Source organism: Bradyrhizobium sp. ISRA436 (assembly GCF_029910015.1).
Lineage (GTDB): Bacteria > Pseudomonadota > Alphaproteobacteria > Rhizobiales > Xanthobacteraceae > Bradyrhizobium.
This window is the reverse complement of the sequence record NZ_CP094519.1, coordinates 3,746,102-3,769,751: the sequence shown is the minus strand read 5'-3', so window position 1 is coordinate 3,769,751 and position 23,650 is coordinate 3,746,102. Positions and strand designations below refer to the sequence as shown.

The following is a 23,650-nucleotide window of genomic DNA, read 5'->3' as shown; positions in this document are numbered from 1 at the left end:
ATCCCGGCAAGCCGCATCCATAACACGCCGATCGCGCCCGGAAAGGGTTGTAATTCTCGGCAATTGGGACTAGCTCCTGCCCATCAATCAGGCAGATTCAACCGATGCAGCAGGCCGCCGCGCCGAAAGTGAGCTTTGTTTCCTTGGGATGCCCCAAGGCCTTGGTCGATTCCGAGCGCATCATCACGAGATTGCGCGCGGAAGGCTATGAGCTCGCGCGCAAGCATGACGGCGCCGACATCGTGATCGTCAATACCTGCGGCTTCCTCGACAGCGCCAAGCAGGAATCGCTCTCGGCGATCGGTGAGGCCATGGCTGAGAACGGCAAGGTGATCGTCACCGGCTGCATGGGCGCCGAGCCCGAGCAGATCGAGACCGCCTACCCGGGCGTGCTCTCAATCACCGGCCCGCAGCAATATGAGAGCGTGCTGGAGGCCGTGCACCGTGCGCTGCCGCCGGTCCACAATCCGCATCTCGACCTGGTGCCGCCGCAGGGCGTGAAGCTCACGCCGCGGCACTACGCGTACTTGAAGATTTCCGAAGGCTGCAACAACCGCTGCAGCTTCTGCATCATCCCGAAGCTGCGCGGCGACCTGGTCTCGCGGCCGGCCAATGACGTACTGCGCGAGGCCGAACGGCTGGTGAAGTCCGGCGTCAAGGAGCTGCTGGTCATCTCGCAGGACACCTCCGCCTATGGCGTCGACCTGAAATATGCCGGGAGCCCGTGGCAGGACCGCAGCGTCCGCGCCAAGTTCTTCGATCTCGCGAAAGAACTCGGCGAACTCGGCGCCTGGGTGCGGTTGCAATATGTCTATCCCTATCCGCATGTCGACGAGGTCATCGGCCTGATGACCGAGGGCAAGGTGCTGCCCTATCTCGACATCCCCTTCCAGCATGCGAGTCCGGATGTGCTGCGTGCGATGAAGCGGCCGGCCGCGCAGGAGAAGACGCTGGCGCGGATTCAGAAATGGCGCGAGCATTGCCCGGACCTGACGCTGCGTTCGACCTTCATCGTCGGCTTCCCCGGCGAGACCGAGTCCGATTTCGCCTATCTGCTCGACTGGCTCGAGGAAGCCCAGATCGACCGTCTCGGCTGCTTCAAATACGAACCGGTCGCCGGCGCCGCCTCGAACGCGATTGCCAATGCCGTGCCCGACGAGGTCAAGCAGGAGCGCTGGAACGCGTTGATGGCGCGCCAGCAGAAAATTTCGGCGAAGCGCCTGAAGCGCAAGCTCGGCACCCGCCAGCAGGTGATCGTCGACGAGGTCGGTCCGACCGTGGCAAAGGGCCGGTCAAAGGCCGACGCGCCGGAGATCGATGGCGCCGTCTATCTCTCCAGCCGCCGGCCGCTCAAGGTCGGCGAGATCGTCACCGCAAAGATCGAACGCTCCGACGAATACGATCTGCACGGCAGCGTCGCCGGATTCTGACGCTTGACATCTGCCGGCGTTCGGCTGTATGGGCCTGCGCCATGAAGCTGAACCGGACCAACCGCCGCGCCATCTGCCGTCGTCGTACCAACGACGATGATGGGTCGCGCCGTGTCCGACGCCAGCGCTGATTAGCTAGACGATCAGCCAAGGTTTTCGAGAAGGCCGCGCCCCAAAGCGCGGCCTTCTCGCTTTTCGGCCTGCCCTTTCCCCACACTGACCCCAGAGGAGATCGACATGACCAACGCTGCCCATCCGTTCGACGCGCTGATGGACATCACCGCTCGCCCCGAGGTCGTGTTCGTGCGCGGCGCGGGCTCCTACCTCTGGGACGACAACCGCAACCGCTATCTCGATTTCGTGCAGGGCTGGGCCGTCAATCCGCTCGGTCACGCGCCGACCGCGGTTGCCGAGGCACTGGCCGCGCAGGCCAAGCGGCTGCTGACGCCGAGTCCCGCCTTCTACAATGGCCCCAGCTTGCAGTTGGCAAAGGCGCTGGTCGAACGAAGCTGCTTTGACCAGGTGTTCTTTGCCAATTCCGGAGCAGAAGCCAATGAGGGCGCGATCAAGCTCGCGCGCAAATACGGCGCCAAGTACAAGAATGGCGCCCACGAGATCATCACCTTCGAGGGCGGCTTCCACGGCCGGACGCTCGCGACCATGTCGGCCTCGGGCAAGAAGGCGTTCGAGCCGCTGTTCGAGCCCAAGGTCCCGGGCTTCCGGAAGGCAAAGCTGAACGACATCGAATCGGTCCGCCGATTGATTTCGCCATCAACGGTCGCCGTGATGCTGGAGCCGATCCAGGGTGAAGCCGGCGTGTGGCCCGCGACCGATCAATTCCTGCAAGAGTTGCGCGCGCTGACCCAGCAGCGCGGCCTGCTGCTGATCGTCGACGAGATCCAGACCGGCATGGGCCGGACCGGAAAGCTGTTCGCCTATGAGCATGCCGGGATCGAGCCCGACATCATGACGCTCGGCAAGGGCATCGGCGGCGGCGTGCCGCTCGCGGCGCTGCTCGCAACCGAACACGCGTCATGTTTCGATCACGGCGACCAGGGCGGCACGTTCAACGGCAATCCGTTGATGTGCACCGCGGGCCTCGCGGTGCTCGCGCAAGTCGGCCAACCCGATTTCCTCAAATCCGTGACCGATACCGGCCTGTTCCTCGAGAGCGAATTGCAGCGGCTGTCGTCGCGGCATGGACTCGGTAACATCAGAGGCTGCGGCCTTCTGCTCGCACTCGACCTCAAGATGCCGATCGGTGCCGCCGTCGTCGCACAGGCCTTCGCGGCCGGCGTGCTGATCAACTCGCCGCAGCCGGATACGCTGCGCTTCATGCCAGCACTCAACGTCACGCGCGAGGAAATCTCGGCGATGATCGATTGCCTGGATGTGGTGCTGACGAAGGTCGGCGCGGCACGAAGAGTGGCGTAGCAATGATCGCAGTCATTCCGGGGCACGCGGAGCGTGAACCCGGAATCTCGAAGTTCCGGGTTCGATGCTGCGCATCGCCCCGGAACGACGTGGAACTACGGCCTTAAGATCGCCGCGCCCGTGGTCGCCCGGCTCTCCAGATCGATATGCGCCTTCGCTACGTCCTTCAGCGCATAGGCATGGTTGATCGGCACGTGCAGCTTGCCGTTGATCACGGCCGCGAACAGCGTGTCGGCGCCCTCCAGCAGCTCCTTGCGGGTGCCGACATAGTCGTTGAGCTTCGGCCGGGTCGCAAACAGCGAGCCGTGGATGTTGAGTTCGGCGAGCGGAAATGGCGGCACCGGACCGGAGGCGTTGCCGAACGAGACGAACAGGCCGCGCGGCCGCAGGCATGACAGCGATCCCGGAAAGGTGGTCTTGCCGACGCCGTCATAGACGACGTCGCACAGCTCGCCGCGGCTGATCTGCTTGACGCGTTCGACGAAGTTCTCCTCGTTGTAGAGGATGACATGGTCGCAGCCGTTGGCGAGCGCGAGATCGGCCTTCGCCTTCGAGCCGACGGTGCCGATGACATGCGCGCCGAGCGCCCGCGCCCATTGGCAGGCGAGCAGCCCGATGCCGCCGGCCGCGGCGTGTATCAGCACGCGATGGCCGGGCTCGACCTTGAAGGTCTTGTGCAGGAGGTACCAGACCGTCAGGCCCTTGAGCATCAGCACGGCGCCCTGCTCATAGGTGATGTGATCGGGCAGCTTGACCAGCTTGTCGGCCTGGATGACACGCTCGGAGGCGTAGCCGCCGAGGTTGTGGTAATAGGCGACGCGATCGCCGGGATGGAAGTTGGTCACTCCGGAACCGACGGCCAGGACCTCGCCGGACGCCTCATTGCCGGCGATGAAGGGCAGGCCGGGCGCTTTGTAGAGGCCGGTGCGGAAATAGACGTCGATGAAGTTCAGGCCGACCGCGTGCTGCCGGATGCGCACCTCGCCAACCCCGGGCGCCGGCACCTCGACATCCTCATAGGTCAGGACTTCCGGGCCCCCTACTTTGTGCACCCGCACAGCCTTGGTCATGTCGATCGCTCCCTTGATCTCAAGTAACGCGAGCGAATGCCATCAGAGCCGTCTTGTCAACCGAGCCGGCCTATCCCGCCACCCTCTTGCGGTTGCGTCGCGCCAGCACGTTGAACATCTCGACCGCGGCCGAGAACGCGATTGCGAAATAGATGTAGCCACGCGGGATGTGGAATTTGAATCCGTCGGCCACCAGCGCGACGCCGATCAGCACCAGGAATGCGAGCGCCAGCATCTTGGTGGTGGGATGCTCTGCGATAAATCGCGCCACCGGTCCCGACGAGACGTACATGATGACACAGGCGATCACGACCGCAGCGATCATGATCTCGAGATCCTGCGCCATGCCGATCGCGGTGATGATCGAATCCAGTGAGAACACCAGGTCGACGATGATGATCTGCACGATCACCCAGAAGAATGCGCTGGCAGTCGGCTGGGTCTGCTCGCCCGTGTCGCGCGCCTCGACCTCGCCGTGGATCTCGTGGGTCGCCTTGGCGATCAGGAACAGGCCGCCGCCGATCAGGATGAGGTCGCGCCAGGACAGCGCGACGCTCTTGATGGTGATCACCGGCTGCGTCAAGCCGATCAGCCACACCAGGAGGCTGAGCAGGATGATGCGGAACACCAGCGCCAGCAGCAGGCCGATCTGCCGCGCGCGCTTGGCCTGCGGCTGCGGAATCCTTGAGACGAGCACCGAGAGGAAGATCACGTTGTCGATGCCGAGGACGATCTCCAGGGCAGTCAATGTCAACAGCGCAGCCCAGGCCTCCGGGCTCGCGATCAATTCCATCATTCTCTGAATGCCCTCACGCGGCGGATCAGGGTATCGCTGCCGACGATGTAGGCGGCGATGGCGCAGAGTGCGACGGTGACTGACGTCCCGACCATGAAGTCTTTCGCCACGGTGTAGAGGGCGAGCAGCGCCCAGGCGGCGAGCAGCCCGAGGGTCAGCCAGCGCAGCCGCACCACGCGCAACGGATGCAGCACATGAAACGGCGCGAAGGTCAGCGCGATCAGGATCGCCACCACGAGCGTCGACAGCATCGGCGGCAGATGCAGCAGGAACAGATAGAACGCCGCCGCATTCCACAGCGCCGGGAAGCCGCGGAAATGGTTGTCCTCGGCCTTCATGCGGCGATCGGCAAAATAGAGCGCGCTCGAGACCACGATCCCGATGCCGAGAATCGGCCCGGCCAGCGGCAGCAGCATGCCGCTCGCGGTGATCGCATAGGCCGGCACGAACACATAGGTGACGAAATCGACCACCAGGTCGAGCACCTCGCCCGACCAGTTCGGCTGCAAGCGCACCACGTCAAACTTGCGCGCCAGCGGACCGTCGAGGCCGTCGATGATCAGCGCCACCCCGAGCCAGCCGAACATGCTGGCCCAGTGCTCGCGCACCGCCTCCAGCATCGCCAGCAGCGCGACACCCGCTCCCAGCGCCGTGAAAATATGAACGGAAAATGCGGCGGTCCGCATCCGCTCCGGCAACGCACCCGGCTGGCTGGTCTGGTCCATATTGCTGCAGTGCTATCAGGAATCGACCCGCTTTGCATATGCGCTCTTGCGGCCTTCGGCCGCGCAAATTGTCGGAAACTTTTGCGGTTGCTGGCTGCTTGAAAATGGCGCGAACCGTGTCAATTGTTCCGGCATGACCGACAATACTCAGGTTTATGACGTTATCGTAATCGGCGGTGGTCCGGCCGGGTTGACCGCGGCCGTCGCCCTGGCCGACGCCGGCGCGCGGACCGCGCTGTTGGCGCGCCGGGCGCCCTATGCCGACAACCGCACCACCGCCCTGCTGGGGGCTTCGACCGATCTCCTGGAGCGGCTGGACGTCTGGCGCCGCTGCCGCGACAGGGCCGCCGCCCTCAAGACCATGCGCCTCGTCGACGACACCCGCCGCCTGATCCGCGCGCCCGAGGTACGCTTCTCCGCCGAGGAGATCGGCCGCGAGCAATTCGGGTTCAACATCGACAACCGCTCGCTGGTCGCAGCGCTCGAGGAGCGCGCCGGCGAGTTGCTGGCGCTGACGCGGTTCGACGACGAGGCGGCTGCGATCCATCCTGACGATGCGGCGGTCTCCGTGCAGACGCAGCGGGGCCAGTCCTTGTCGGCGCGGCTTGCGGTCGGCGCCGACGGGCGCAATTCGCTGTCCCGCGAGGCCGCCGGCATCGAGGTCGTCAGACGCGATCTCGGCCAGTGCGCCCTCACCTTCAACATCAGCCATTCCCGGCCGCACCGGAACATCTCGACCGAGTTCCACACCGAGCACGGCCCTTGCGTGTTCGTGCCGCTCTCCGGCAACCGGAGCAGTGTAGTCTGGGTCTGCGCACCCAAGGAGGCCGAGCGGCTCAAAGCGCTCGGCGACGATGAACTGTCCGCGGCCGCGGAGCGGCAATCCCATTCCATCCTCGGCCGCGTCCAGGTCGAACCCGGACGCAATGTGTTTCCGCTCGCCATTGAGCGGCCCCGGCAATTCGCCAAGCACCGCATCGCGCTGGTCGGCGAATCCGCGCATGTGCTGCCGCCGATCGGCGCGCAGGGTCTGAACATGGGGCTGCGCGACGCCGCCGACATCGCCGAGATCGCAGGCCAAGCGATCGCGCACGGCGAGGACCCTGGCGCGCCGCGGGTGCTGTCGCGCTACCAAGCGGCGCGGCCACCCGACGTCGCCAGCCGGACCTGGGCGATCGACCTCGCCAACCGATCCCTGCTCAGCGACTTCCTGCCGATGCAGACCGCGCGTGCCGCCGGCCTGCATCTGATCGGCGCGATCGGCCCGCTGCGCCGGCTCGCGATGCGCGAGGGCCTGGCACCGTCGTGGCGGCGGTGACTGGGGCGATCAAGGAAACGCGAGCCGCCCGGTCTGAATGAACCACATCACGCTGGTCAGCGTGACCACGGAGGCGAAGGTCCCGATCAGCACGGCGACCGAGGCTGGCTTGATCCAGGTATCGTTCTGCCTCGCGATCACGAACACATTCAGCGCCGGCGGCAGTGAGGCCATCAACACAGCGGTGGCGGCCCAGGGCTGCGCGAACGGGCCGAACAGCAGCATCAGGCAGAACGCCACGAACGGGTGGATCAAGAGCTTGATCGCGATCACGCCGGGGACTTCCCACGGCACCCGGTCGAACGGCCGCAGCGCGACCGTTACGCCGAGCACGAACAGCGCCGTCGGCGCGGCGGCGTTCTGCAGAAACTGGATGGTCCGGTCGAGCGCAACCGGCAGCGGAATGTGAAGCGCGCCCACCAGCGCGCCGAGCACCGCCGACATGATCAGCGGGTTCTGCAGGATCTGCCGCATCACCACACCGAGCGCATGCAGCAGCGAGGGATGGTCACGATCGGTGAGTTCGATCAGGAGCGGCACGATCGAGAACAGGAAGATGCTGTCACAACAGAAGATCAGCGCGGTCGGCGCCGCTGCCTTGCTGCCGAGCACCGCCAGCGCCAGTCCCGGCCCCATATAGCCGATATTGCCGTAGGCGCCTGACAGGCCGGCGAGCGTCGCTTCGCGCAGCGAGAGCCCGCCGATCGCCCTGCCCGAGACCATCGCCAGGAAGAAGGCAATCATGGTTCCAAGCGTGGTCGCGATCAGAAACGGTGGGTTGTTCAGGTCGGAAAACGGGGTCCTGGACATGATCCCGAACAGCAACGCCGGCAGCGAAACATAGAGTAGGAAGAAATTCATCCAGGCGAGCCCGCTTTCGGGCAGCCGCTTGGCCTTGCCGCACGCGTAACCGATGAAGATCAGGCCGAAATACGGCAACGCCAGATTGAGGATATCGATCATTCTAAAAGTGGATTCTCGGCCGTTTTCCGGGTCGGTTGCCCCCGGCCAGAATCGGTAAACCAAGGGTCCAAATCACTCCCTTGCCCCTAGCATCAGCCACAATGATGGTCTATCGACGAGGCATGATCAAAGCGCGCACCGCCAAGTTTCAGATCGGGCAAATCGTCCGTCACCGGGTGTTCTCCTTCCGGGGCGTGATCTTCGACATCGACCCGGAGTTCAACAACACCGAGGAATGGTGGCTGTCGATCCCCGAGGACGTCCGTCCTCACAAGGATCAGCCCTTCTACCACCTGCTCGCCGAGAATTCGGAGACCGAGTATGTGGCCTATGTCTCCGAGCAGAACCTGTTGCCCGACGACTCCGGCGAGCCGATCCGGCATTCGCAGGTGGCCGAGATCTTCATCAAGGACAAGTCCGGCGGCTATCGCCCGCGCAACCCGTCGCTGAACTGACGATCTTCCGTTTTCGCGCCAGTCGCGTGGCACCAGAGCGCCATCATGGCGGCAGCTTAGACCCGTTCACGCGCGGCCAGCGCCGCTTGCCCCAACGGGCGGTTGAGCGGTTCTTTCCGCCGCTGGCTTACTCGCTGGGACATTGACCGGATTTCCATGACTGCGTAGGCGGACTGGCTTGCGATCCGGGCGGCTCCAATCGCATCGAGCCATCACTTTTCCGCGCAGCGCGGCCAGTGTTCGCAGAACACACGCGTGCCTGCGGATCGAAGGCGCGTGTTGCGCGCTTTCGTCTGGCCTCCCGGGGTTGGTTCTGTGATTTTGCGTCGATGCCGGGGTCACCCGGGCTGGCAGCGCACGACTCTCACACGGATCGGAACGTGCCTTTGAACCATCGCACTTGAATGAAGCGAGTCTCAGCCTATGCAAACTAAAAAGGCGCCCGTTCGGGCGCCTTTTGTTATGCGACTGCTTGCGCGCTTACTTCGGCGGGGTGGCCGCAGCCGGCGCTCCGGGCTGGGCGGCAGCGCCTGCGCCCTCGAGCTTCTTGCGCTGCTCTTCGGCGCGCTTCTGCAGCTCTTCCTGCAGCTTCTTCTGGTTTTCCTCGAACTGCTTCGGATCGGTCGGCGGACCGTCATAGGCCTTGGCGAACTCGCCGTTCAGCGGCAGCGGCAGGGTCAGCGGCGCGCCGTTGGAGTTGATCGCCTGAACCACGAGGTTCTGGCCCTTCTTCAGGTTGTTGATCATCTCCGGCGTCGCTTCATAGTCCGACATACAGCCGTTCTGGAAGCAGATCACATAGGGCGCCTGCTGCGGCGGGTTGTTGTCGATGATGATGCGGGTGCCGTGAACGAGCTGCATGCCGAGCGGCAGCGTCACGCGCAGGATCTTCTTCGGCTCGCCTTCCGGCTCGATCACCACGGCGGCGATAACGGGCTGACCAGACTCGATGCGGCCGTCCTTGCCGGTGAAGCAGACCTGCTTGGCGTTGGCTTCCTGGCCCTTCAGGCAGAACTTGGTCCAGGGGGCGTAGATGAGCTGAATTTGCTGATCCTGCGGCGGCTGCGCGGCCGGCGGGGCGGCCTGCTGCGGGGTCGCGGGTGCCGGCGCGCCCCTCGGGGCCGCCTTGGGTGCCGCCTTGGGCGCAGCCTTCGGTGCCTGCGGCTGCTGGGCCTGAGCGGCAGGAACCAGGAGCGCTGCGGACAGTGCCGTTGCCGCCATCAGAGCGACAATTCGCCCCCGCGGCCGGACCGGAGCGGCCAAGATACGGAAATTCATTGCGGAAAACCCTTTCTGAACGGCAGCGCCCGAAACCGCTGCAGGCGCCGACAGTTAGCCGTTTGAGCGGCTGTCTCCTAGTCAATTGAGGCGGATACGTGACAGGCGTTGCTGCCCGGATCGATTGCACGCCTTCAATACAGCGGCGCGCGGAAAGATCAATGCCGACAAACGGATTTGCGCCGACGTCGCGCCGAGTTGCGGCGGCGTGTGGTAATGCTCCCGCGTGACGTTTTGCGAATCAAATTCGGCGCCTCACCCACCTGTTCCCGGGCGGTTCGGGCACCGCATACTCGCCGGCCTGTTCCTTGCCTTGGCCGTCCTGGCAACCGGACCGGCTCCCGCGGCGGCGGCCGAGAGCTACGCGATCGCCATGCATGGCACTCCGGCCCTGCCGCCTGACTTTACGCACCTGCCCTATGCCAATCCTGACGCCCCCAAGGGCGGCCGGCTAGTGCAGGGCCTGATCGGCACCTTCGACAGCCTCAATCCATTGATCGTCCGGGGCGTTCCCGTGCAACAGCTCAGGGGCTACGCGTATGAGCGCGGCTATGTTTATGAAAGCCTGATGGCGCGGGGCAATGACGAGCCCTTCACGCTGTACGGCCTGCTCGCCCGCAGCGTCGAAACCGACGACGCAAGGAGCTACGTCACCTTCCACATCGATCCGCGCGCGCGCTTCTCGGACGGACAGCCGGTGCTCGCCGATGACGTGCTGTTCTCGTTGGCACTGCTGCGCGACCACGGCCGCCCGCTGCATCACCAGTACTATTCCAAAGTCGCAAAGGCCGCGGCGCTCGACCCGCTCACGGTGCGGTTCGATTTCGGCGGCGTCGCCGATCGCGAGTTGCCACTGATCCTCGGTCTGATGCCGATCCTGCCGCGGCACGCGATCGACGTCTCGAAGTTCGAGCAGACCACATTGGCCGCGCCGATCGGCTCCGGCCCCTACCGGGTCACGGCGGTCAATCCCGGAACCAGCGTCACCTTCACCCGCAATCCCGATTACTGGGGGCGCGACTTGCCGATCAACCGCGGCCTCTGGAACTTCGACGAGATCAGGCTCGATTTCTACCGCGAGGCCAACGGCCTGTTCGAGGCCTTCAAGCGCGGTCTCTACGACTTCCGGGTCGAGAACGAGCCGCTGCGCTGGCATGAGGGCTATGACTTCCCCGCCGTGCGGAACGGCGAGGTGATCCGCGACACGAACAAGATCGGCATTCCGCACCCGTCCGAGTTCCTGGTGTTCAACAGCCGGCGTCCGCTGTTCGCCGATGTCAGGGTGCGTCAGGCGCTGACGATGCTGTTCGACTTCGAGTGGATCAACCGGAACTACTATTTCGGGCTGTATTCGCGCTCCGGCGGCTACTTCGCCGGATCGGAATTGTCGGCCTACGGCCGGCCCGCCGACGATCGCGAGCGCGCTCTGCTGAAACCGTACCTCGCGCACATCCCGCCGGATATTCTCGAGGGCCGCTACCGCCTCCCGGTCACCGACGGTTCGGGACGCGACCGCACGGTGCTGCGCAACGCGCTCGCACTGTTGTCCGAGGCCGGCTACGCGATCGACGGCACGATGTTGAAGCAGCGCTCGACGCACACGCCACTCAGCTTCGAGATCCTGGTGACGACGCGCGAGCATGAGCGCATTGCGCTCGCCTATCAGCGCGACCTGAAGCGCGCAGGCATCAACGCCACGGTGCGGGTGGTCGACGCGGTGCAGTTCGAGCAGCGCAGGCTCGCCTACGACTTCGACATGATTCCCAATCGCTGGGACCAGTCGCTGTCACCCGGCAACGAGCAGGCGTTCTATTGGGGCAGCCAGGCCGCCGATATCCCGGGAACCAGGAACTATATGGGCGCCAAGGATCCGGCCATCGACGCCATGATCGCGGCGCTGCTGGCGGCGCGGGAGCGGCCGGCCTTCGTCTCGGCGGTGCGGGCGCTGGACCGGGCCCTAATGTCGGGCTTCTACGCTATCCCCCTCTTTGACGTCGGAGAGCAATGGATCGCACGCTGGAATCGGATAGAACGACCTTCGACCACGGCCTTGTCGGGCTATTTGCCGGAGACCTGGTGGCGGAGGGCCGACCCGCAGTCCAGGTGACGACCTGAAGCGATACGACCTTGATGCGATCCAGACCTGATGCGATCCAAGTGCGGCAACCGACGTTGAACCCGTGAACCAGCAGATCACCTCGCCAACGCTCGATACCCTGTTCAAGCGGCTCCTGGCACGGCAGCCCAAGGCGCTGGCGCTGGTCGACCCCCTCAACAAGCAACGCATCACCGGCCAGACCCGCAAGCGCCTGACTTACGCCCAGGCCGATCGCGCGATCTCGGCGATCGCGGCCCACTTCATCGAGAGCGGATTGCCGGCCAACACGGTCATCGCGGTCCAGCTCCCCTGCACGGTCGAGTTCGCCCTGACAGTGCTCGCCGCCCATCGCGTCGGACTGGTGGTGGTGCCGCTGCCGCTGTTGTGGCGGCATGCCGAGCTGACGGCCGCACTCAATCGCACCGCGGCGCGGGCGATCGTCACTTCGAGCAGGATCGACGGCGTCTCCCACGCCGACCTCGCCATGAACGCCGCGGCGGAGGCGTTCTCGATCCGCCATGTCTGCGGCTTCGGCGACGATCTGCCCGAAGGCATGGCCTCGCTCGACCGGGCGATCCTGGAGGGCTCCCAGACTTCGCGCGCGGTGATCCAGGACGGCCGCAAGGCCGCGCTGATTTCCTTCGACGTCACCAGCCAAGGGCTGCGTCCGGTGCCGCGCGCGCATTACAGCCTGATCGCGGGCGGGCTCGCGATGTCGCTGGAGAGCGACCTGGCGCAGGGCGCGACCGTCATGTCGGCCTTCGCGCCGATGTCATTTGCCGGCCTCTGCGCGTCGCTGGTGGCCTGGCTGCTGTCGGGTGGAACGCTGGTGCTGCATCACCCCTTCGATGAAGAGGTGCTCGAGACGCAGTTCAATGACCACGCCTGCGACACGCTGATCGCCCCCGCCCAGCTCGCCCTCCGGCTCGACGAGCGGGGGGTGTCCGAGCGCTTCCCGAGCCTGCGCAACGTTATCGGCCTGTGGCGCGCGCCCGAGCAGGTCGCCTCCAGCGCCTGCTGGACGTCGCAGCGCGCGACCTTGACCGATGTCTATTTGTTCGGCGAGGCCGGGCTGTTCGGCGCCCGTCGCACGGCCGAAGATGGATCGCCGGCCCCGATCAAACCGGGCCCGCATGGCGCGCCGCGCGAAGCGCCGGGTGCGTCGATCGCCGGCGAGATCTTGCTGACACCGAAGGGCACGCTGGCGCTCCGCGGCCCCATGGTGCCGGCCGCCGCTTACGCGCCGCCGCCTCCCCCCGGTGACCTCATGATCGCGCAGCCGTCGCGCGATTTCGTCGACACCGAATATGCCGCGCGGGTCGACCGCGCGACCGGCGCTATCAACATCACCGCGCCGCCGTCGGGTGTGATGACAGTTGGCGGCTACCGGTTTCTGGCGCAGGAGCTCCAGGAATGGTCACGCCGCCTCGGCCAGGGCGGACTCCTGACGGCACTGCCGGACCGGCTCAGCGGCCACAAGCTGGCCGGACGGGCGCAGGACAACGCGCGGGCCCGCGACGCATTGACCGAGCTCGGGCTTAACCCATTGATGGTCGAGGCATTTCGCGACCGCACGCCCGCCGCATAGATCGAACTCTCATGGTTGTGTTGACGCCACATTAAGCGTGGCGATTTAGCATGCCGGCCATTGCGCATCCGCGCATCGGTCCAGAGTTTTCTGATGTCCCAACAAGGTCCGGTTCTCATCGTGTCGGCGACGGCAAAGCCGTCATTCGCCACCCTTCTCGATGAGACGAAACTGTTTCCGGTCGTGGTGACCGACTGGAACGAAGCCGGGCGCGCCATCGAACAGGTGAAGCCGGCGGCCATCATCGCCGCGACGCAGGGCATCGATTACCCGGTCCTTGCAGCGCTCGCCAAGCGCGCCGCCGCCCGTGCGCCCTATCTGCCGCTGATCGCGGTCGATCCCGCGACCGCCCTGCCCGATACCGCGATCGCGTTCTTCCAGAAGCGCGGCCTGCCCGACCGGCTGATCGCGCGGCTCAACGCCTGCCTGCGCGTGCGTGCCCTGCATGCGACCGTGATGCGGCGCCTTGTGCCGCCGACGCCGATTGCGATGACGGATATCGATCCCGTCGGCGAAGCCACCACACTGCTGATCGGCCGCGGTGGTGCCTACCCGGCGCTGTCGGTTGCGCTCGGCGAACGCGCCGGCGTGGTCGGCGCACTGAGCATCGAGGCCGCGGCCAAGCATCTCTCGAGCCGCGACATCGACGGCATCGTGTTGGCCGAGGGATTTACGCCACGCGTGATGGATGCATTCCTGACGGTGCTGACCGAGGACGTCCGCTTCCGTCCGCTGCCCGCGATCGTCGTCTCGAGCGAGCTCACGCCGCGCTACGATCTGCCCAATCTCGAGATCGTCGCGGCAGGTCCGGCGCGCATCGCCGATGTCGCCCTGCCGCTGATCCGGCAGCATGCCTTCGAGGCACGGCTCGGCCGCACGCTGCGCGCCATCGATGCCAAGGGTCTGATCGATGCCCGCACCGGCCTGCTCACCAAGGCGGCGTTCGATCGCGACTTTGCCACCACGGTCTACCAGACCGCCGAGCGTGGCGGCACGCTGTCGGTGGCACGATTCAGCTTCGACGACGCGCACCCCCGCGCGCAATTCGACGGCGCCCGGATCATCAGCAAGCTGATGCGCCAGGCCGATTTTGGCGCCGTGCAGGATGACAAATCGATCATCGTGGTGTTCACCGGGACCGACCTGCGCAACGCCCATGCGATCACGCGCCGGCTGGCGAGCGTGATGCGCCATACCCACCATGGACGCCGCGACACGCGCGCCGAACCCGTCATCAACGTCGCGACGCTGCTGCCGGGCGACAGTGCGGGATCGCTGCTGGCACGTCTCAATCAGATGCCGGAGCGCGCGGCGTCGTAACGCGACGCTGCACCAGGTTGTCGCACATCGTCATTGCGAGGGGCGAAGCGACGAAGCAATCCATAGCTCCACTTGCGCGGAGGAATGAATTGCTTCGCGCATTCGCGCGGCCCGTTTGCTCGCAATGACGTGCTTTAGAGAAACCTCACGCCGCCTTCTTGCTCTCGGCGAGGTTGGCGAGCTGGCGCAGGATATCGGTGGTGCCGGCGAGCCGCTCCTCGGGCGTCTCCCAATCCTGGAAGAACACGACCTTCATGTCCGGCCGCACCTTCGCGGCCTGGCCGTGCTGCCGGATGAACGCGACCAGCCGCTCGGGATGGGCGAAGGCGTTGTCGCGGAAGGTGATCACGGCGCCCTTCGGACCGGCGTCGACCTTCTCGACATTGGCTCTGCGGCAATAAGCCTTGATCGCCGCGACCTTGAACAGATAGCGCACCTCGTCCGGCAGCACGCCGAAGCGGTCGCGCATCTCGGCGGCGAAATTGTCGATCTCCTCGTCGGTCTCGAGATCGGCGAGCCGCCGATAGAGCGACAGCCGCACGCTGAGATCGTTGACATAGTCCTCGGGGATCAGCACGGGCATGCCGATCGTGATCTGCGGCGACCAGCGGTCGGCGGCGGGCTCGGCGACGCCGGCCTTGAGGTTGACGATCGCCTCCTCCAGCATCGACTGGTACAGCTCGAAGCCGACTTCCTTGATATGGCCGGACTGCTCCTCGCCCAAGAGATTGCCCGCACCACGGATGTCGAGGTCATGGGAGGCGAGCTGGAAGCCTGCGCCCAGCGTCTCCAGCGACTGCAGCACCTTAAGCCGCCGCTCCGCCTGTGCCGTGATCTTCTGTTGCGCCGGCAGCGTGAACAGCGCATAGGCGCGCAGCTTGGACCGGCCGACGCGGCCGCGGAGCTGGTAGAGCTGCGCCAGGCCGAACATGTCGGCGCGGTGCACGATCAGCGTATTGGCGTTCGGGATGTCGAGACCGGATTCCACGATCGTGGTCGACAGCAAGATGTCGTATTTGCCATCGTAGAATGCGGACATGATGTCCTCGATCACGGTCGGCGGCATCTGGCCGTGGGCGACCGCGACCTTCATCTCCGGCACGTTTTTGTCGAGGAAGTCCTTGACGCTGGCGAGGTCCTCGATCCGCGGCACCACGTAGAACGCCTGCCCGCCGCGATAGCGTTCGCGCAGCAGCGCCTCGCGGATCATCAAGGGATCATGCGGCGCCACGAAGGTGCGGACCGCGAGGCGATCGACCGGGGGCGAGGCAATGATCGAGAGCTCGCGGACGCCGGTCAGCGCCAATTGCAGCGTGCGCGGGATCGGGGTCGCCGACAGTGTCAGCACGTGCACCTGGGCGCGAAGCTGCTTCAGCCGCTCCTTGTGGCTGACGCCGAAATGCTGCTCCTCGTCGACGATCAGCAGGCCGAGGTCCCTGAACTTGATGGTCTTGCCGAGCAGCGCATGGGTGCCGACCACGATGTCGACGCTGCCGTCGGCGATCCCCTTCTTGACCTGGTTCAATTCCTTGGTCGACACCAGCCGCGACGCCTGTGCGACATTGACCGGGAAGCCGCGGAACCGTTCCGCGAAGGTGCGCGAGTGCTGCCGCGCGAGCAGCGTGGTCGGCACCACGACGGCGACCTGTCTGCCCTCCAGCGCCACGGCAAAGGCCGCGCGCAGCGCCACCTCGGTCTTGCCAAAGCCGACGTCGCCGCAGATCAACCGGTCCATCGGGCGGCCGATTTCGAGATCCTTCAACGTCGAGGTGATGGCCCCCAACTGGTCCTCGGTCTCCTCGTAGGGGAAGCGCGCGCAGAACTCGTCATAGACATGCGGCTGCAACGGGAATTTCGGCGCCTCGTGGAGTTGGCGTTCCGCCGCGATCTTGATCAGTTCGCCCGCGATCTCGCGGATGCGGTTCTTCAGCTTGGCCTTGCGGGCCTGCCAGCCGCCGCCACCGAGCCGGTCGAGCTCGACATTGGCGCTGTCGGAGCCGTAGCGCGACAGCAGCTCGATGTTTTCGACCGGCAGGAACAGCTTGGTGTCGGCGGCATAATGCAGCTCGAGGCAGTCATGCGGCGCGCCGGAGACTTCCAGCGTCTGCAGGCCGACGAAGCGGCCGATGCCGTGCTCGACATGCACGACGAGATCGCCGGTCGAGAGGCTCGTCACCTCCGAGATGAAATTGTCGAGCTTGCGGCTCGCCTTGCGCGGCCGCACCAGGCGGTCGCCGAGGATGTCCTGCTCGCTGATGACGGCGAATTCATCGGTCTCGAAACCGGATTCCATGCCGAGCACAGCCAACATGGTCTCGTTGCGCGGCGTCGCCTGCACGATGCGCCAGGTGTTGACGTTGGTGAGCTTCAACAGCTTGTGGTCGCGCAGCATCGCGCCCATGCGGTCACGCGAGCCCTCGCTCCACAGCGCGATCACCACCTTCTTGCGCTGCGATTGCAGCGCCCCGACATGGCCGACCACGGCCTCGAACACGTTGACGTTAGTATCGGCCCGCTCAGGTGCAAAGTTGCGGCCCAGCCGCGCGCCGGCATCGAACACCTCGCCCGCGCCTTCGGGCACGGCGAACGGCGTCAGCCGGGCCAGCGGCGCGTCGCCGAGCAGCTTGGTCCATTCGTCTTCGGTCAGATAGAGCTTGTCCGGCGGCAGCGGCTTGTAGATCGCCCCGCCGCCCGGATGCTCCAGCGCCTCGCGGCGCGCCTCGTAATAGTCGACGATCTGCTTGAAGCGTTCGCGGGCGGCGTCCTCACCCTGCGGCTCGATCGCGACCACGGCGCCGTCGAGATAGTCGAACAGCGTGTCCATCCGCTCCTGGAACAGCGGCAACCAGTGCTCCATGCCGGGATGGCGGCGGCCTTCGGACACGGCTTCGTAGAGCTGGTCGTCGCGTTCCGGCGCGCCGAAGGCGGCGACATAGCCCATGCGGAAGCGGCGGATGGTTTCGGTGGTGAGCTGGAATTCCGAGACCGGCACGAGGTCGAGCCCGCGCATGTCGAGCAGCGTGCGCTGGGTCTCGGCATCGAAGGTACGGATGGACTCCAGGGAGTCGCCGAAGAAGTCGAAGCGAACCGGCTGATCGAGGCCGGCAGGATACAGATCGAGGATGCCGCCGCGCACCGCATATTCGCCGGGCTCGCGCACCGTGGACGAGCGGGTGTAGCCGTTATGCTCGAGCCAGGCGACGATCGAATCCATCGGCACGACGTTGCCGGGCGCGACTGACAGCGCCTGCGCCGCGACCTGCTCGCGGGCCGGCACCCGCTGCACGGCCGCGTTCACCGTGGTCAGCACGATCAGCGGCTTGTCGCTCCCCACCAGCCGCGACAGCTTGGCGAGCGTGGTCAGGCGCTGCGCCAGGATGCCGGCATGCGGCGAGACGCGATCATACGGCTGGCAGTCCCAGGCCGGAACCTGCATCACACTGATGTCTGGCGCGAAGAACTCTAGCGCACGGGCGAGCTGCTGGACGCGCGCGCCGTCGCGGCACACCACGGCAAGGCTCACGGCCGATCGCTTCGGCTTCGCCGCGATCGCGCGCGCCAGATCCGAGATGACGAGCCCTTCGGCGCCCTCCGCGACATTGGCGATCGTCAGCACGCGGCCAGGCGCCAGCATCACGGCCGGTGATTTGGCCGACGGCTTCATGCGTTGGGATCCGCGACGCGAAACGACTTGACGCGATCGAACAGCGCCGTCGCATGTTCGGCCGGCAGCACCCTGTCGCCGGTCAACGCGGCATAGAGGTCGGGATCGGGCACCTCGATCAGGCGCTCGAGATCGCCGAGTTCCTGATCGGTGAGATCGCCAATCGTCGCGTCGGCGAAACGGCCAAGGATAAGGTCCATCTCCCTGATACCGCGATGCCAGCAGCGAAACAAAAGCCGCTTGCGGCGGTCATCAAGCCCGCCGCTCGATCGTGTCGATCCCGTCATGAGCCAAAATCCATCCAACGCCAAAAGCCCGGACGTGCCGGGCGGAGCTTGATATAGCGACCGAGATCGCCGATGTCAGCCCTCGTTCTCGTCATGGCGGGGCCGCAGCCGTCCGAAGGACGGCGTCGCTTTCGCTCGCCTATGGTCCGGCCATCCACCTCTTCTCGCTGCACTTGGCAAAAAAGACGTGGATGCCCAGCATAAAGCCGGGCATGACGAGCTGGAACGGTCTTGGATTCTCTGATGCGCCCCAGCCTGCTCAATCCGCTGTTTGCCCCGGTCACGACCCTGCAAGGCGTCGGCCCGAAGCAGGACAAGCTGTTGCGCTATCTGCTCGACCGCAACGAGACCCCGCGGCTGGTCGATCTGCTGCTGCATCTGCCCGCCAGCGTGATCGACCGCCGCGCGCGGCCGAAAATCCGCGACGCCGCGCCGGGAACCGTGGTGACGCTCGAGGTCACCGTCGACCGCCACCGGCCCCCGCCGCCGCGCAACGCGCGCGCGCCCTATCTCGTCTATGCCAGCGACGACACCGGCGATGTCGTGTTGACCTTTTTCCGTGCCCAGCCCGGCTATGTCGAGAAGCTGCTGCCGGTCGGCGCCAAGCGCTACGTCTCCGGCACGCTGCAGATGTATGACGGCACCCCGCAGATCGTGCATCCCGACCGCGTGGTCGACGAGGCCGGATTTGCCAAACTCTCAGGGATCGATCCGGTCTATCCGCTGACCGAGGGGCTTGCACTCGGCTCGCTCCGCCGTGCGATCGCGCAAGCGCTCACGAAGCTGCCGGATCTGCCGGAATGGATCAGCCCCGAAGTGCTGCGCCGCTGCAACTTCCCGCAGCTCCGCGAGGCGCTGACCCGCGTGCATGTGCCGATCGAGCTGACCGACATTTTGCCCGACGGCCCGTTCTGGTCGCGGCTGGCCTTCGATGAGCTGCTCGCCGGGCAGCTCGCGCTGGCCTTGATCCGTGCGCAGTTGCGCCGGCCGGCCGGCGACCGCAACGCCGGCGACGGTCACCTGCGCAACAAGATCATCGCCGCCCTGCCCTATGCGCTGACCAAGTCGCAGCGCGATGCGATCGCGGCCATCACCGAGGACCTCCGCCAGCCGGTGCGAATGCTGCGCCTGGTACAGGGCGACGTCGGCTCCGGCAAGACCGTGGTGGCGCTGCTCGCGGCCGCCGCGGTAGCGGAGGCCGGCAAGCAGGCGGCGCTGATGGCGCCGACCGAAATCCTGGCGCGCCAGCACATCAAGACCATCGCGCCGCTCGCCGAGCGCGCCGGCCTTGGTGTCGCGATCCTCACCGGTCGCGAGAAGGGCAAGGAGCGCCGCGAGCTGCTGACGCGGCTCGAAGCCGGCGAGATCGATCTTTTGGTCGGCACGCATGCGCTGATCCAGGACGACGTCGTCTATCGTGCCCTCGCGCTCGCCGTGGTCGACGAGCAGCATCGCTTCGGCGTGCGCGAGCGCCTCGCCCTGACCTCCAAGGGCGAGGCGGTCGACGTGCTGGTGCTCAGCGCGACCCCGATCCCGCGCACGCTGGTGCTCACTTACTTCGGCGACATGGATGTCTCGGAGCTCCGCGAAAAACCCGCCGGCCGCCAGCCGATCGACACCCGCGCGGTGCCGATGAGCCGGATCGAGGACGTGATGGACGGCGTCGGCCGCGCGCTCGCCGCAGGCAAGCTGGTCTACTGGATCTGCCCGCTGGTCGATGAATCCGAGGCCGAGGGCACCGAGCATCTCACCAACGCAACCGAACGTTTCGAATCCTTGCAGAAGCGCTTCGGCGATCGCGTCGGACTCGTCCACGGCCAGATGAAGGGCGCCGAGAAGGATCGCGTGATGGCGCAGTTCGCCGCGCATGAGATCGGCCTTCTGGTGGCCACCACCGTGGTCGAGGTCGGCGTCGACGTGCCGGCCGCGACCATCATGGTGATCGAGAACGCCGAACGCTTTGGGCTGGCGCAACTGCATCAGCTGCGCGGTCGCATCGGCCGCGGCTCGGAGGCCTCGACCTGCCTCTTGCTCTACAAGGAGCCGCTCGGCGAGATGTCGAAGGCGCGGCTCAAGGTGATCCGCGAAACCACCGATGGTTTCAGGATCGCCGAGGAGGACCTCAAGCTGCGCGGCGAAGGCGACGTGCTCGGCGTCAGGCAGAGCGGCCTGCCCGGCTACCGCATCGCGCGCTCCGACGTGCACGGCCAGCTCATCACGCAGGCGCGCGACGAGGCACTGCGCATCATGAAGGACAATCCGAAGCTGAAAGGCGAGCGCGGCGAAGCGCTGCGCTGCCTGCTCTATCTCTACGAACGCGACGAAGCCGTGCCGCTGATCGGCGCAGGCTAGCACCCTCCACCGTCATTGCTCCGTCGCTTTCGCTCCTCGCAATGACGGCGTGGACGGCGACAGGGAATGACCGCAGCCGGCCTACTCGACCTTGGCCGGCGCCACCGGCTGCAGCGAGGCCTGGTTGGCGATGCGCGCGGCATTGGCCATGCCGGCGAGCGCGGCGGCCCGCTTCTGATCGTTGGTGCCGGGCTGCACCACGCCGGCCGACATGATCAGCGTCGCGGCATCCTCGGCGCTCATCTCGACCTCGATGATCTTGCTCTTCGGCACGTAGAAGAAGAAGCCGGTGGTCGGGTTCGGCGAGCACGGCAGGAACACCGAGATGTGCTCCTCATTGCCCGGTAGGCTTGCCGAGACGTCGGCACTCGGCGCCTGCGAGATGAGCACGATCGACCACATGCCGGGTGACGGAAACTCGACCAGCCCGACGCGGCGGAAGCTCGATCCGTTACTGGAGAACAGCGTCTCGAACACCTGCTTCAGGCCGCGATAGATCGCGCGCACGGCGGGAATCCGCCCGAGCAGCCTTTCGCCGAGATCGACCAGTGAGCGGCCGACCAGGTTGGCGGTCAGGAAGCCCAACAGCGTCAGCGCGACTACGGCAACGACCAGGCCCGCCCCGGGCAGCCCGAACGGCAGATAGGTCTCCGGGCGGTAGGCGATCGGCACGAACGGACGCACCAGGCCGTCGACCCAGGTGACGAACCACCAGGTCAGATACAGGGTGATCGCAACCGGCCCGGCCACGACCAGGCCGGTCAGGAAATAGTTGCGGAAGCGCGCCATCACTCCCCGAGGGGCGTCCGGCGGCGGGAGTTCACCCGGGGTAACAGGAGGCACTTGTTTGGACGTCATTGCGGTTCCAGGTGGTCGAAGCGGCCGTAGCCCACCATCCAGCTAAGCCATCCCGGCAGGTTTTTGAAGAGGTTCGTGACGGCGCCGCTTGCGACTATTCGACCGTGACCGATTTGGCCAGATTCCGCGGCTGGTCGACGTCGGTGCCCATCACCACGGCGGTATGATAGGCGAGCAGCTGCACCGGCACGGCATAGACGATCGGCGCGAAAGCCGCCCCCATGTCGGGCATCACGATCGTCAGCAGCGACTGGATCGTCGCCTCGGCCGCGCCCTTGGCGTCGGTCATCAGGATGATCTTGCCGCCGCGCGCGGCGACCTCCTGCATGTTGGAGACGGTCTTCTCGAACACCTTGTCGTAGGGCGCGATCACCACCACCGGCATGTGCTCGTCGATCAGCGCGATCGGCCCATGCTTGAGCTCACCGGCGGCATAGCCCTCGGCATGGATGTAGGAGATCTCCTTCAGCTTCAGCGCGCCTTCCATCGCCAGCGGATAGCTGGTGCCGCGGCCGAGATAGAGCACGTCGCGCGATTTCGAGATCTCACGCGCCAGCTTCTCGATCTGCGGCTCGATCGTGAGCGCCTCCGACATCAGACGCGGGATCTCGACGAGCCCGTGCACCAGCTTGGCCTCGTCGGCGTCGGAGAGTTCGCCGCGCGCCTTGCCGGCGGCGACGGCCAGCGAGGCCAGCACCATGAGCTGGCAGGTGAAGGCCTTGGTCGAAGCGACCCCGATCTCGGGACCGGCGACCGTTTGCAGCACGGTCTCGCTTTCGCGCGCGATCGTCGAGGTCGGCACGTTGACGACCGACAGCGTGTGCGCGCCCTGCGCCTTGGCGTAGCGCAACGCCGCGAGCGTGTCGGCGGTCTCGCCGGACTGCGAGATGAAGATCGCGAGATCGCCCTTGCGCAGCGGCGCCTCGCGGTAGCGGAACTCGGAGGCGACATCGAGCTCGACCGGCAGCCGCGCCAGCCGCTCCAGCCAGTACTTTCCGATGAAGCCGGCATAGCTCGCGGTCCCGCAGGCGGTGATCGAGACACGCTGGATGTCGTTGAAGTCGAACGGCAGCTTCACCGGCAGCGTCACGCGCTCGGTCGCCATGTCGACGTAGCGGGCAAGCGTGTGCCCGACCACTTCCGGTTGCTCGTGGATCTCCTTTGCCATGAAGTGGCGGTAATTGGCCTTGTCGACCAGCGCGGTCGCGGTCGTGTGCTTGATCGCCTCACGCTGGACGATCGCGTTGTCCTTGTCGAAGATGGTCGCGCCCTTGCGCGTCAGCACCACCCAGTCGCCGTCCTCGAGATAGCTCACCGTGTCGGTGAACGGGCCGAGCGCGATCGCATCCGATCCCAGATACATCTCGCCGTCGCCATGGCCGATCGCGAGCGGCGGGCCGTTGCGGGCGCCGATCATCAGGTCGTCCTCGCCGGCGAAGATGAAGCCGAGCGCGAAGGCTCCGCGGAGCAGCGACAGCACCGCCCTCACCGCCTCGATCGGCTTGACGCCGCCCTTGAGCAGGTCGTCGACCAGATGCACCACGACCTCGGTGTCGGTCTCAGTCGTGAACACGGTGCCCTTGGCCTCGAGCTCCTCGCGCAGCTCGCGGAAGTTCTCGATGATGCCGTTGTGGACAACGGCGACGCGCTCGGTCGCGTGCGGATGCGCATTGTTCTCGGTCGGTCTGCCGTGGGTCGCCCAGCGGGTGTGGCCGATGCCGGTATGGCCGCCGAGCGGCTTCGCCTCGAGCCGGCCCTCGAGATTCTTCAGCTTGCCTTCGGCGCGGCGGCGCGCCAGCCCGCCGTTCTCCAGCGTGGCCACGCCGGCCGAATCATAGCCGCGATACTCCAGCCGCTTGAGCGAATCCACCAATTGCTCCGCGACCGGAGCGCGTCCAAGAATGCCGACGATGCCGCACATGCGGTTCAATGTCCTCAAAAATCGCCGAAAATTTGCCAAGGCGGCGACACGGTCCCTTAACGGGAATCGCCGGCTGCAAGATACTCAATAATT

Annotated in this window: 17 protein-coding genes; 8 read left to right on the top strand and 9 right to left on the bottom strand. The window is 65.9% G+C overall.

Going from position 1 to position 23,650, the window contains the following annotated elements; all coding sequences use genetic code 11:
• Nucleotides 1–104 precede the first annotated feature (104 nt).
• Nucleotides 105–1,430, top strand: a complete 1,326-nt coding sequence (gene rimO, locus MTX23_RS17855; protein ID WP_280971533.1) for a 30S ribosomal protein S12 methylthiotransferase RimO — start codon at nucleotides 105–107, stop codon at nucleotides 1,428–1,430.
• A gap of 237 nt (nucleotides 1,431–1,667) precedes the next feature.
• Nucleotides 1,668–2,864, top strand: a complete 1,197-nt coding sequence (locus tag MTX23_RS17850; RefSeq protein WP_280971532.1) for an acetylornithine transaminase — start codon at nucleotides 1,668–1,670, stop codon at nucleotides 2,862–2,864.
• Nucleotides 2,865–2,959: 95 nt separating this feature from the next.
• On the opposite strand, the gene MTX23_RS17845 is transcribed toward MTX23_RS17850, so the two are convergent.
• The 3 genes from MTX23_RS17845 to pcsA all read right to left on the bottom strand — a co-directional run bounded on the left by MTX23_RS17845 (nucleotide 2,960) and on the right by pcsA (nucleotide 5,455).
• Nucleotides 2,960–3,934: a quinone oxidoreductase gene (locus tag MTX23_RS17845; protein ID WP_280971531.1), complete on the bottom strand. Its 975-nt coding sequence runs from the start codon at nucleotides 3,932–3,934 to the stop codon at nucleotides 2,960–2,962.
• 70 nt (nucleotides 3,935–4,004) lie between these two features.
• On the bottom strand, nucleotides 4,005–4,730 hold the full coding sequence (locus MTX23_RS17840; RefSeq protein ID WP_280971530.1) for a TerC family protein: 726 nt from the start codon (nucleotides 4,728–4,730) through the stop codon (nucleotides 4,005–4,007).
• Nucleotides 4,727–5,455: a phosphatidylcholine synthase gene (pcsA, locus tag MTX23_RS17835; protein ID WP_280971529.1), complete on the bottom strand. Its 729-nt coding sequence runs from the start codon at nucleotides 5,453–5,455 to the stop codon at nucleotides 4,727–4,729. Before pcsA ends, MTX23_RS17840 begins: the two co-directional genes overlap by 4 nt.
• Before the next feature lie 133 nt (nucleotides 5,456–5,588).
• On the opposite strand from pcsA, the gene MTX23_RS17830 reads away from it, so the two are divergent.
• Nucleotides 5,589–6,773, top strand: coding sequence for a UbiH/UbiF family hydroxylase (locus tag MTX23_RS17830; protein ID WP_280971528.1), 1,185 nt, complete (start codon nucleotides 5,589–5,591; stop codon nucleotides 6,771–6,773).
• Nucleotides 6,774–6,782: 9 nt separating this feature from the next.
• Here MTX23_RS17830 and MTX23_RS17825 read toward each other — a convergent pair whose 3' ends face one another.
• Entirely contained in the window at nucleotides 6,783–7,736 is a 954-nt protein-coding gene (locus MTX23_RS17825; protein WP_280971527.1) for an AEC family transporter, read from the bottom strand.
• A gap of 122 nt (nucleotides 7,737–7,858) precedes the next feature.
• Here MTX23_RS17825 and hspQ point away from each other — a divergent pair, with 122 nt between their 5' ends.
• Complete coding sequence (gene hspQ / locus MTX23_RS17820; RefSeq protein WP_280971526.1) at nucleotides 7,859–8,191, top strand: heat shock protein HspQ; 333 nt, start codon at nucleotides 7,859–7,861, stop codon at nucleotides 8,189–8,191.
• A gap of 480 nt (nucleotides 8,192–8,671) precedes the next feature.
• On the opposite strand, the gene MTX23_RS17815 is transcribed toward hspQ, so the two are convergent.
• On the bottom strand, nucleotides 8,672–9,469 hold the full coding sequence (locus MTX23_RS17815) for an invasion associated locus B family protein (protein ID WP_280971525.1): 798 nt from the start codon (nucleotides 9,467–9,469) through the stop codon (nucleotides 8,672–8,674).
• A 373-nt stretch (nucleotides 9,470–9,842) separates the two neighbouring features.
• On the opposite strand from MTX23_RS17815, the gene MTX23_RS17810 reads away from it, so the two are divergent.
• From MTX23_RS17810 to MTX23_RS17800, 3 genes are all read left to right on the top strand, one after another.
• The gene (locus MTX23_RS17810) at nucleotides 9,843–11,576 is read left to right on the top strand and encodes an extracellular solute-binding protein (RefSeq protein ID WP_280978105.1); all 1,734 of its coding nucleotides are present in this window, start codon (nucleotides 9,843–9,845) and stop codon (nucleotides 11,574–11,576) included.
• Nucleotides 11,577–11,649: 73 nt separating this feature from the next.
• Nucleotides 11,650–13,155 carry a class I adenylate-forming enzyme family protein gene (locus tag MTX23_RS17805; protein WP_280971524.1) on the top strand — a complete coding sequence of 502 codons (1,506 nt, stop codon included), beginning with the start codon at nucleotides 11,650–11,652 and terminating at the stop codon, nucleotides 13,153–13,155.
• Nucleotides 13,156–13,248: 93 nt separating this feature from the next.
• Entirely contained in the window at nucleotides 13,249–14,475 is a 1,227-nt protein-coding gene (locus tag MTX23_RS17800; RefSeq protein ID WP_280977961.1) for a GGDEF domain-containing protein, read from the top strand.
• Nucleotides 14,476–14,620: 145 nt separating this feature from the next.
• Here MTX23_RS17800 and mfd read toward each other — a convergent pair whose 3' ends face one another.
• Nucleotides 14,621–18,139, bottom strand: a complete 3,519-nt coding sequence (mfd, locus tag MTX23_RS17795; RefSeq protein ID WP_280977960.1) for a transcription-repair coupling factor — start codon at nucleotides 18,137–18,139, stop codon at nucleotides 14,621–14,623.
• The gene (locus tag MTX23_RS17790) at nucleotides 18,136–18,426 is read right to left on the bottom strand and encodes a succinate dehydrogenase assembly factor 2 (protein WP_280977959.1); all 291 of its coding nucleotides are present in this window, start codon (nucleotides 18,424–18,426) and stop codon (nucleotides 18,136–18,138) included. The genes mfd and MTX23_RS17790 overlap by 4 nt, the downstream gene beginning before the upstream one ends.
• 243 nt (nucleotides 18,427–18,669) lie before the next feature.
• On the opposite strand from MTX23_RS17790, the gene recG reads away from it, so the two are divergent.
• Nucleotides 18,670–20,778, top strand: coding sequence for an ATP-dependent DNA helicase RecG (gene recG / locus MTX23_RS17785; protein WP_280977958.1), 2,109 nt, complete (start codon nucleotides 18,670–18,672; stop codon nucleotides 20,776–20,778).
• Nucleotides 20,779–20,859: 81 nt separating this feature from the next.
• Here recG and MTX23_RS17780 read toward each other — a convergent pair whose 3' ends face one another.
• Together MTX23_RS17780 and glmS are read right to left on the bottom strand one after the other, a co-directional pair.
• On the bottom strand, nucleotides 20,860–21,636 hold the full coding sequence (locus MTX23_RS17780; RefSeq protein ID WP_280977957.1) for a DUF502 domain-containing protein: 777 nt from the start codon (nucleotides 21,634–21,636) through the stop codon (nucleotides 20,860–20,862).
• 94 nt (nucleotides 21,637–21,730) lie between these two features.
• Complete coding sequence (gene glmS / locus MTX23_RS17775) at nucleotides 21,731–23,557, bottom strand: glutamine--fructose-6-phosphate transaminase (isomerizing) (protein WP_280977956.1); 1,827 nt, start codon at nucleotides 23,555–23,557, stop codon at nucleotides 21,731–21,733.
• Between the last annotated feature and the right edge of the window lie 93 nt (nucleotides 23,558–23,650).

Excerpts from the sequence above, each read along its gene's own strand:
- pcsA (WP_280971529.1), bottom strand. The coding sequence starts at position 5,455 with ATGGACCAGACCAGCCAGCCGGGTGCGTTGCCGGAGCGGATGCGGACC.
- MTX23_RS17830 (WP_280971528.1), top strand. The coding sequence starts at position 5,589 with ATGACCGACAATACTCAGGTTTATGACGTTATCGTAATCGGCGGTGGT.
- MTX23_RS17780 (WP_280977957.1), bottom strand. The coding sequence starts at position 21,636 with ATGACGTCCAAACAAGTGCCTCCTGTTACCCCGGGTGAACTCCCGCCG.
- MTX23_RS17815 (WP_280971525.1), bottom strand. The coding sequence starts at position 9,469 with ATGAATTTCCGTATCTTGGCCGCTCCGGTCCGGCCGCGGGGGCGAATT.
- MTX23_RS17850 (WP_280971532.1), top strand. The coding sequence starts at position 1,668 with ATGACCAACGCTGCCCATCCGTTCGACGCGCTGATGGACATCACCGCT.
- MTX23_RS17840 (WP_280971530.1), bottom strand. The coding sequence starts at position 4,730 with ATGATGGAATTGATCGCGAGCCCGGAGGCCTGGGCTGCGCTGTTGACA.
- MTX23_RS17845 (WP_280971531.1), bottom strand. The coding sequence starts at position 3,934 with ATGACCAAGGCTGTGCGGGTGCACAAAGTAGGGGGCCCGGAAGTCCTG.
- rimO (WP_280971533.1), top strand. The coding sequence starts at position 105 with ATGCAGCAGGCCGCCGCGCCGAAAGTGAGCTTTGTTTCCTTGGGATGC.
- recG (WP_280977958.1), top strand. The coding sequence starts at position 18,670 with ATGCGCCCCAGCCTGCTCAATCCGCTGTTTGCCCCGGTCACGACCCTG.
- mfd (WP_280977960.1), bottom strand. The coding sequence starts at position 18,139 with ATGAAGCCGTCGGCCAAATCACCGGCCGTGATGCTGGCGCCTGGCCGC.
- MTX23_RS17790 (WP_280977959.1), bottom strand. The coding sequence starts at position 18,426 with ATGACGGGATCGACACGATCGAGCGGCGGGCTTGATGACCGCCGCAAG.
- hspQ (WP_280971526.1), top strand. The coding sequence starts at position 7,859 with ATGATCAAAGCGCGCACCGCCAAGTTTCAGATCGGGCAAATCGTCCGT.
- glmS (WP_280977956.1), bottom strand. The coding sequence starts at position 23,557 with ATGTGCGGCATCGTCGGCATTCTTGGACGCGCTCCGGTCGCGGAGCAA.
- MTX23_RS17800 (WP_280977961.1), top strand. The coding sequence starts at position 13,249 with ATGTCCCAACAAGGTCCGGTTCTCATCGTGTCGGCGACGGCAAAGCCG.
- MTX23_RS17810 (WP_280978105.1), top strand. The coding sequence starts at position 9,843 with ATGCATGGCACTCCGGCCCTGCCGCCTGACTTTACGCACCTGCCCTAT.
- MTX23_RS17825 (WP_280971527.1), bottom strand. The coding sequence starts at position 7,736 with ATGATCGATATCCTCAATCTGGCGTTGCCGTATTTCGGCCTGATCTTC.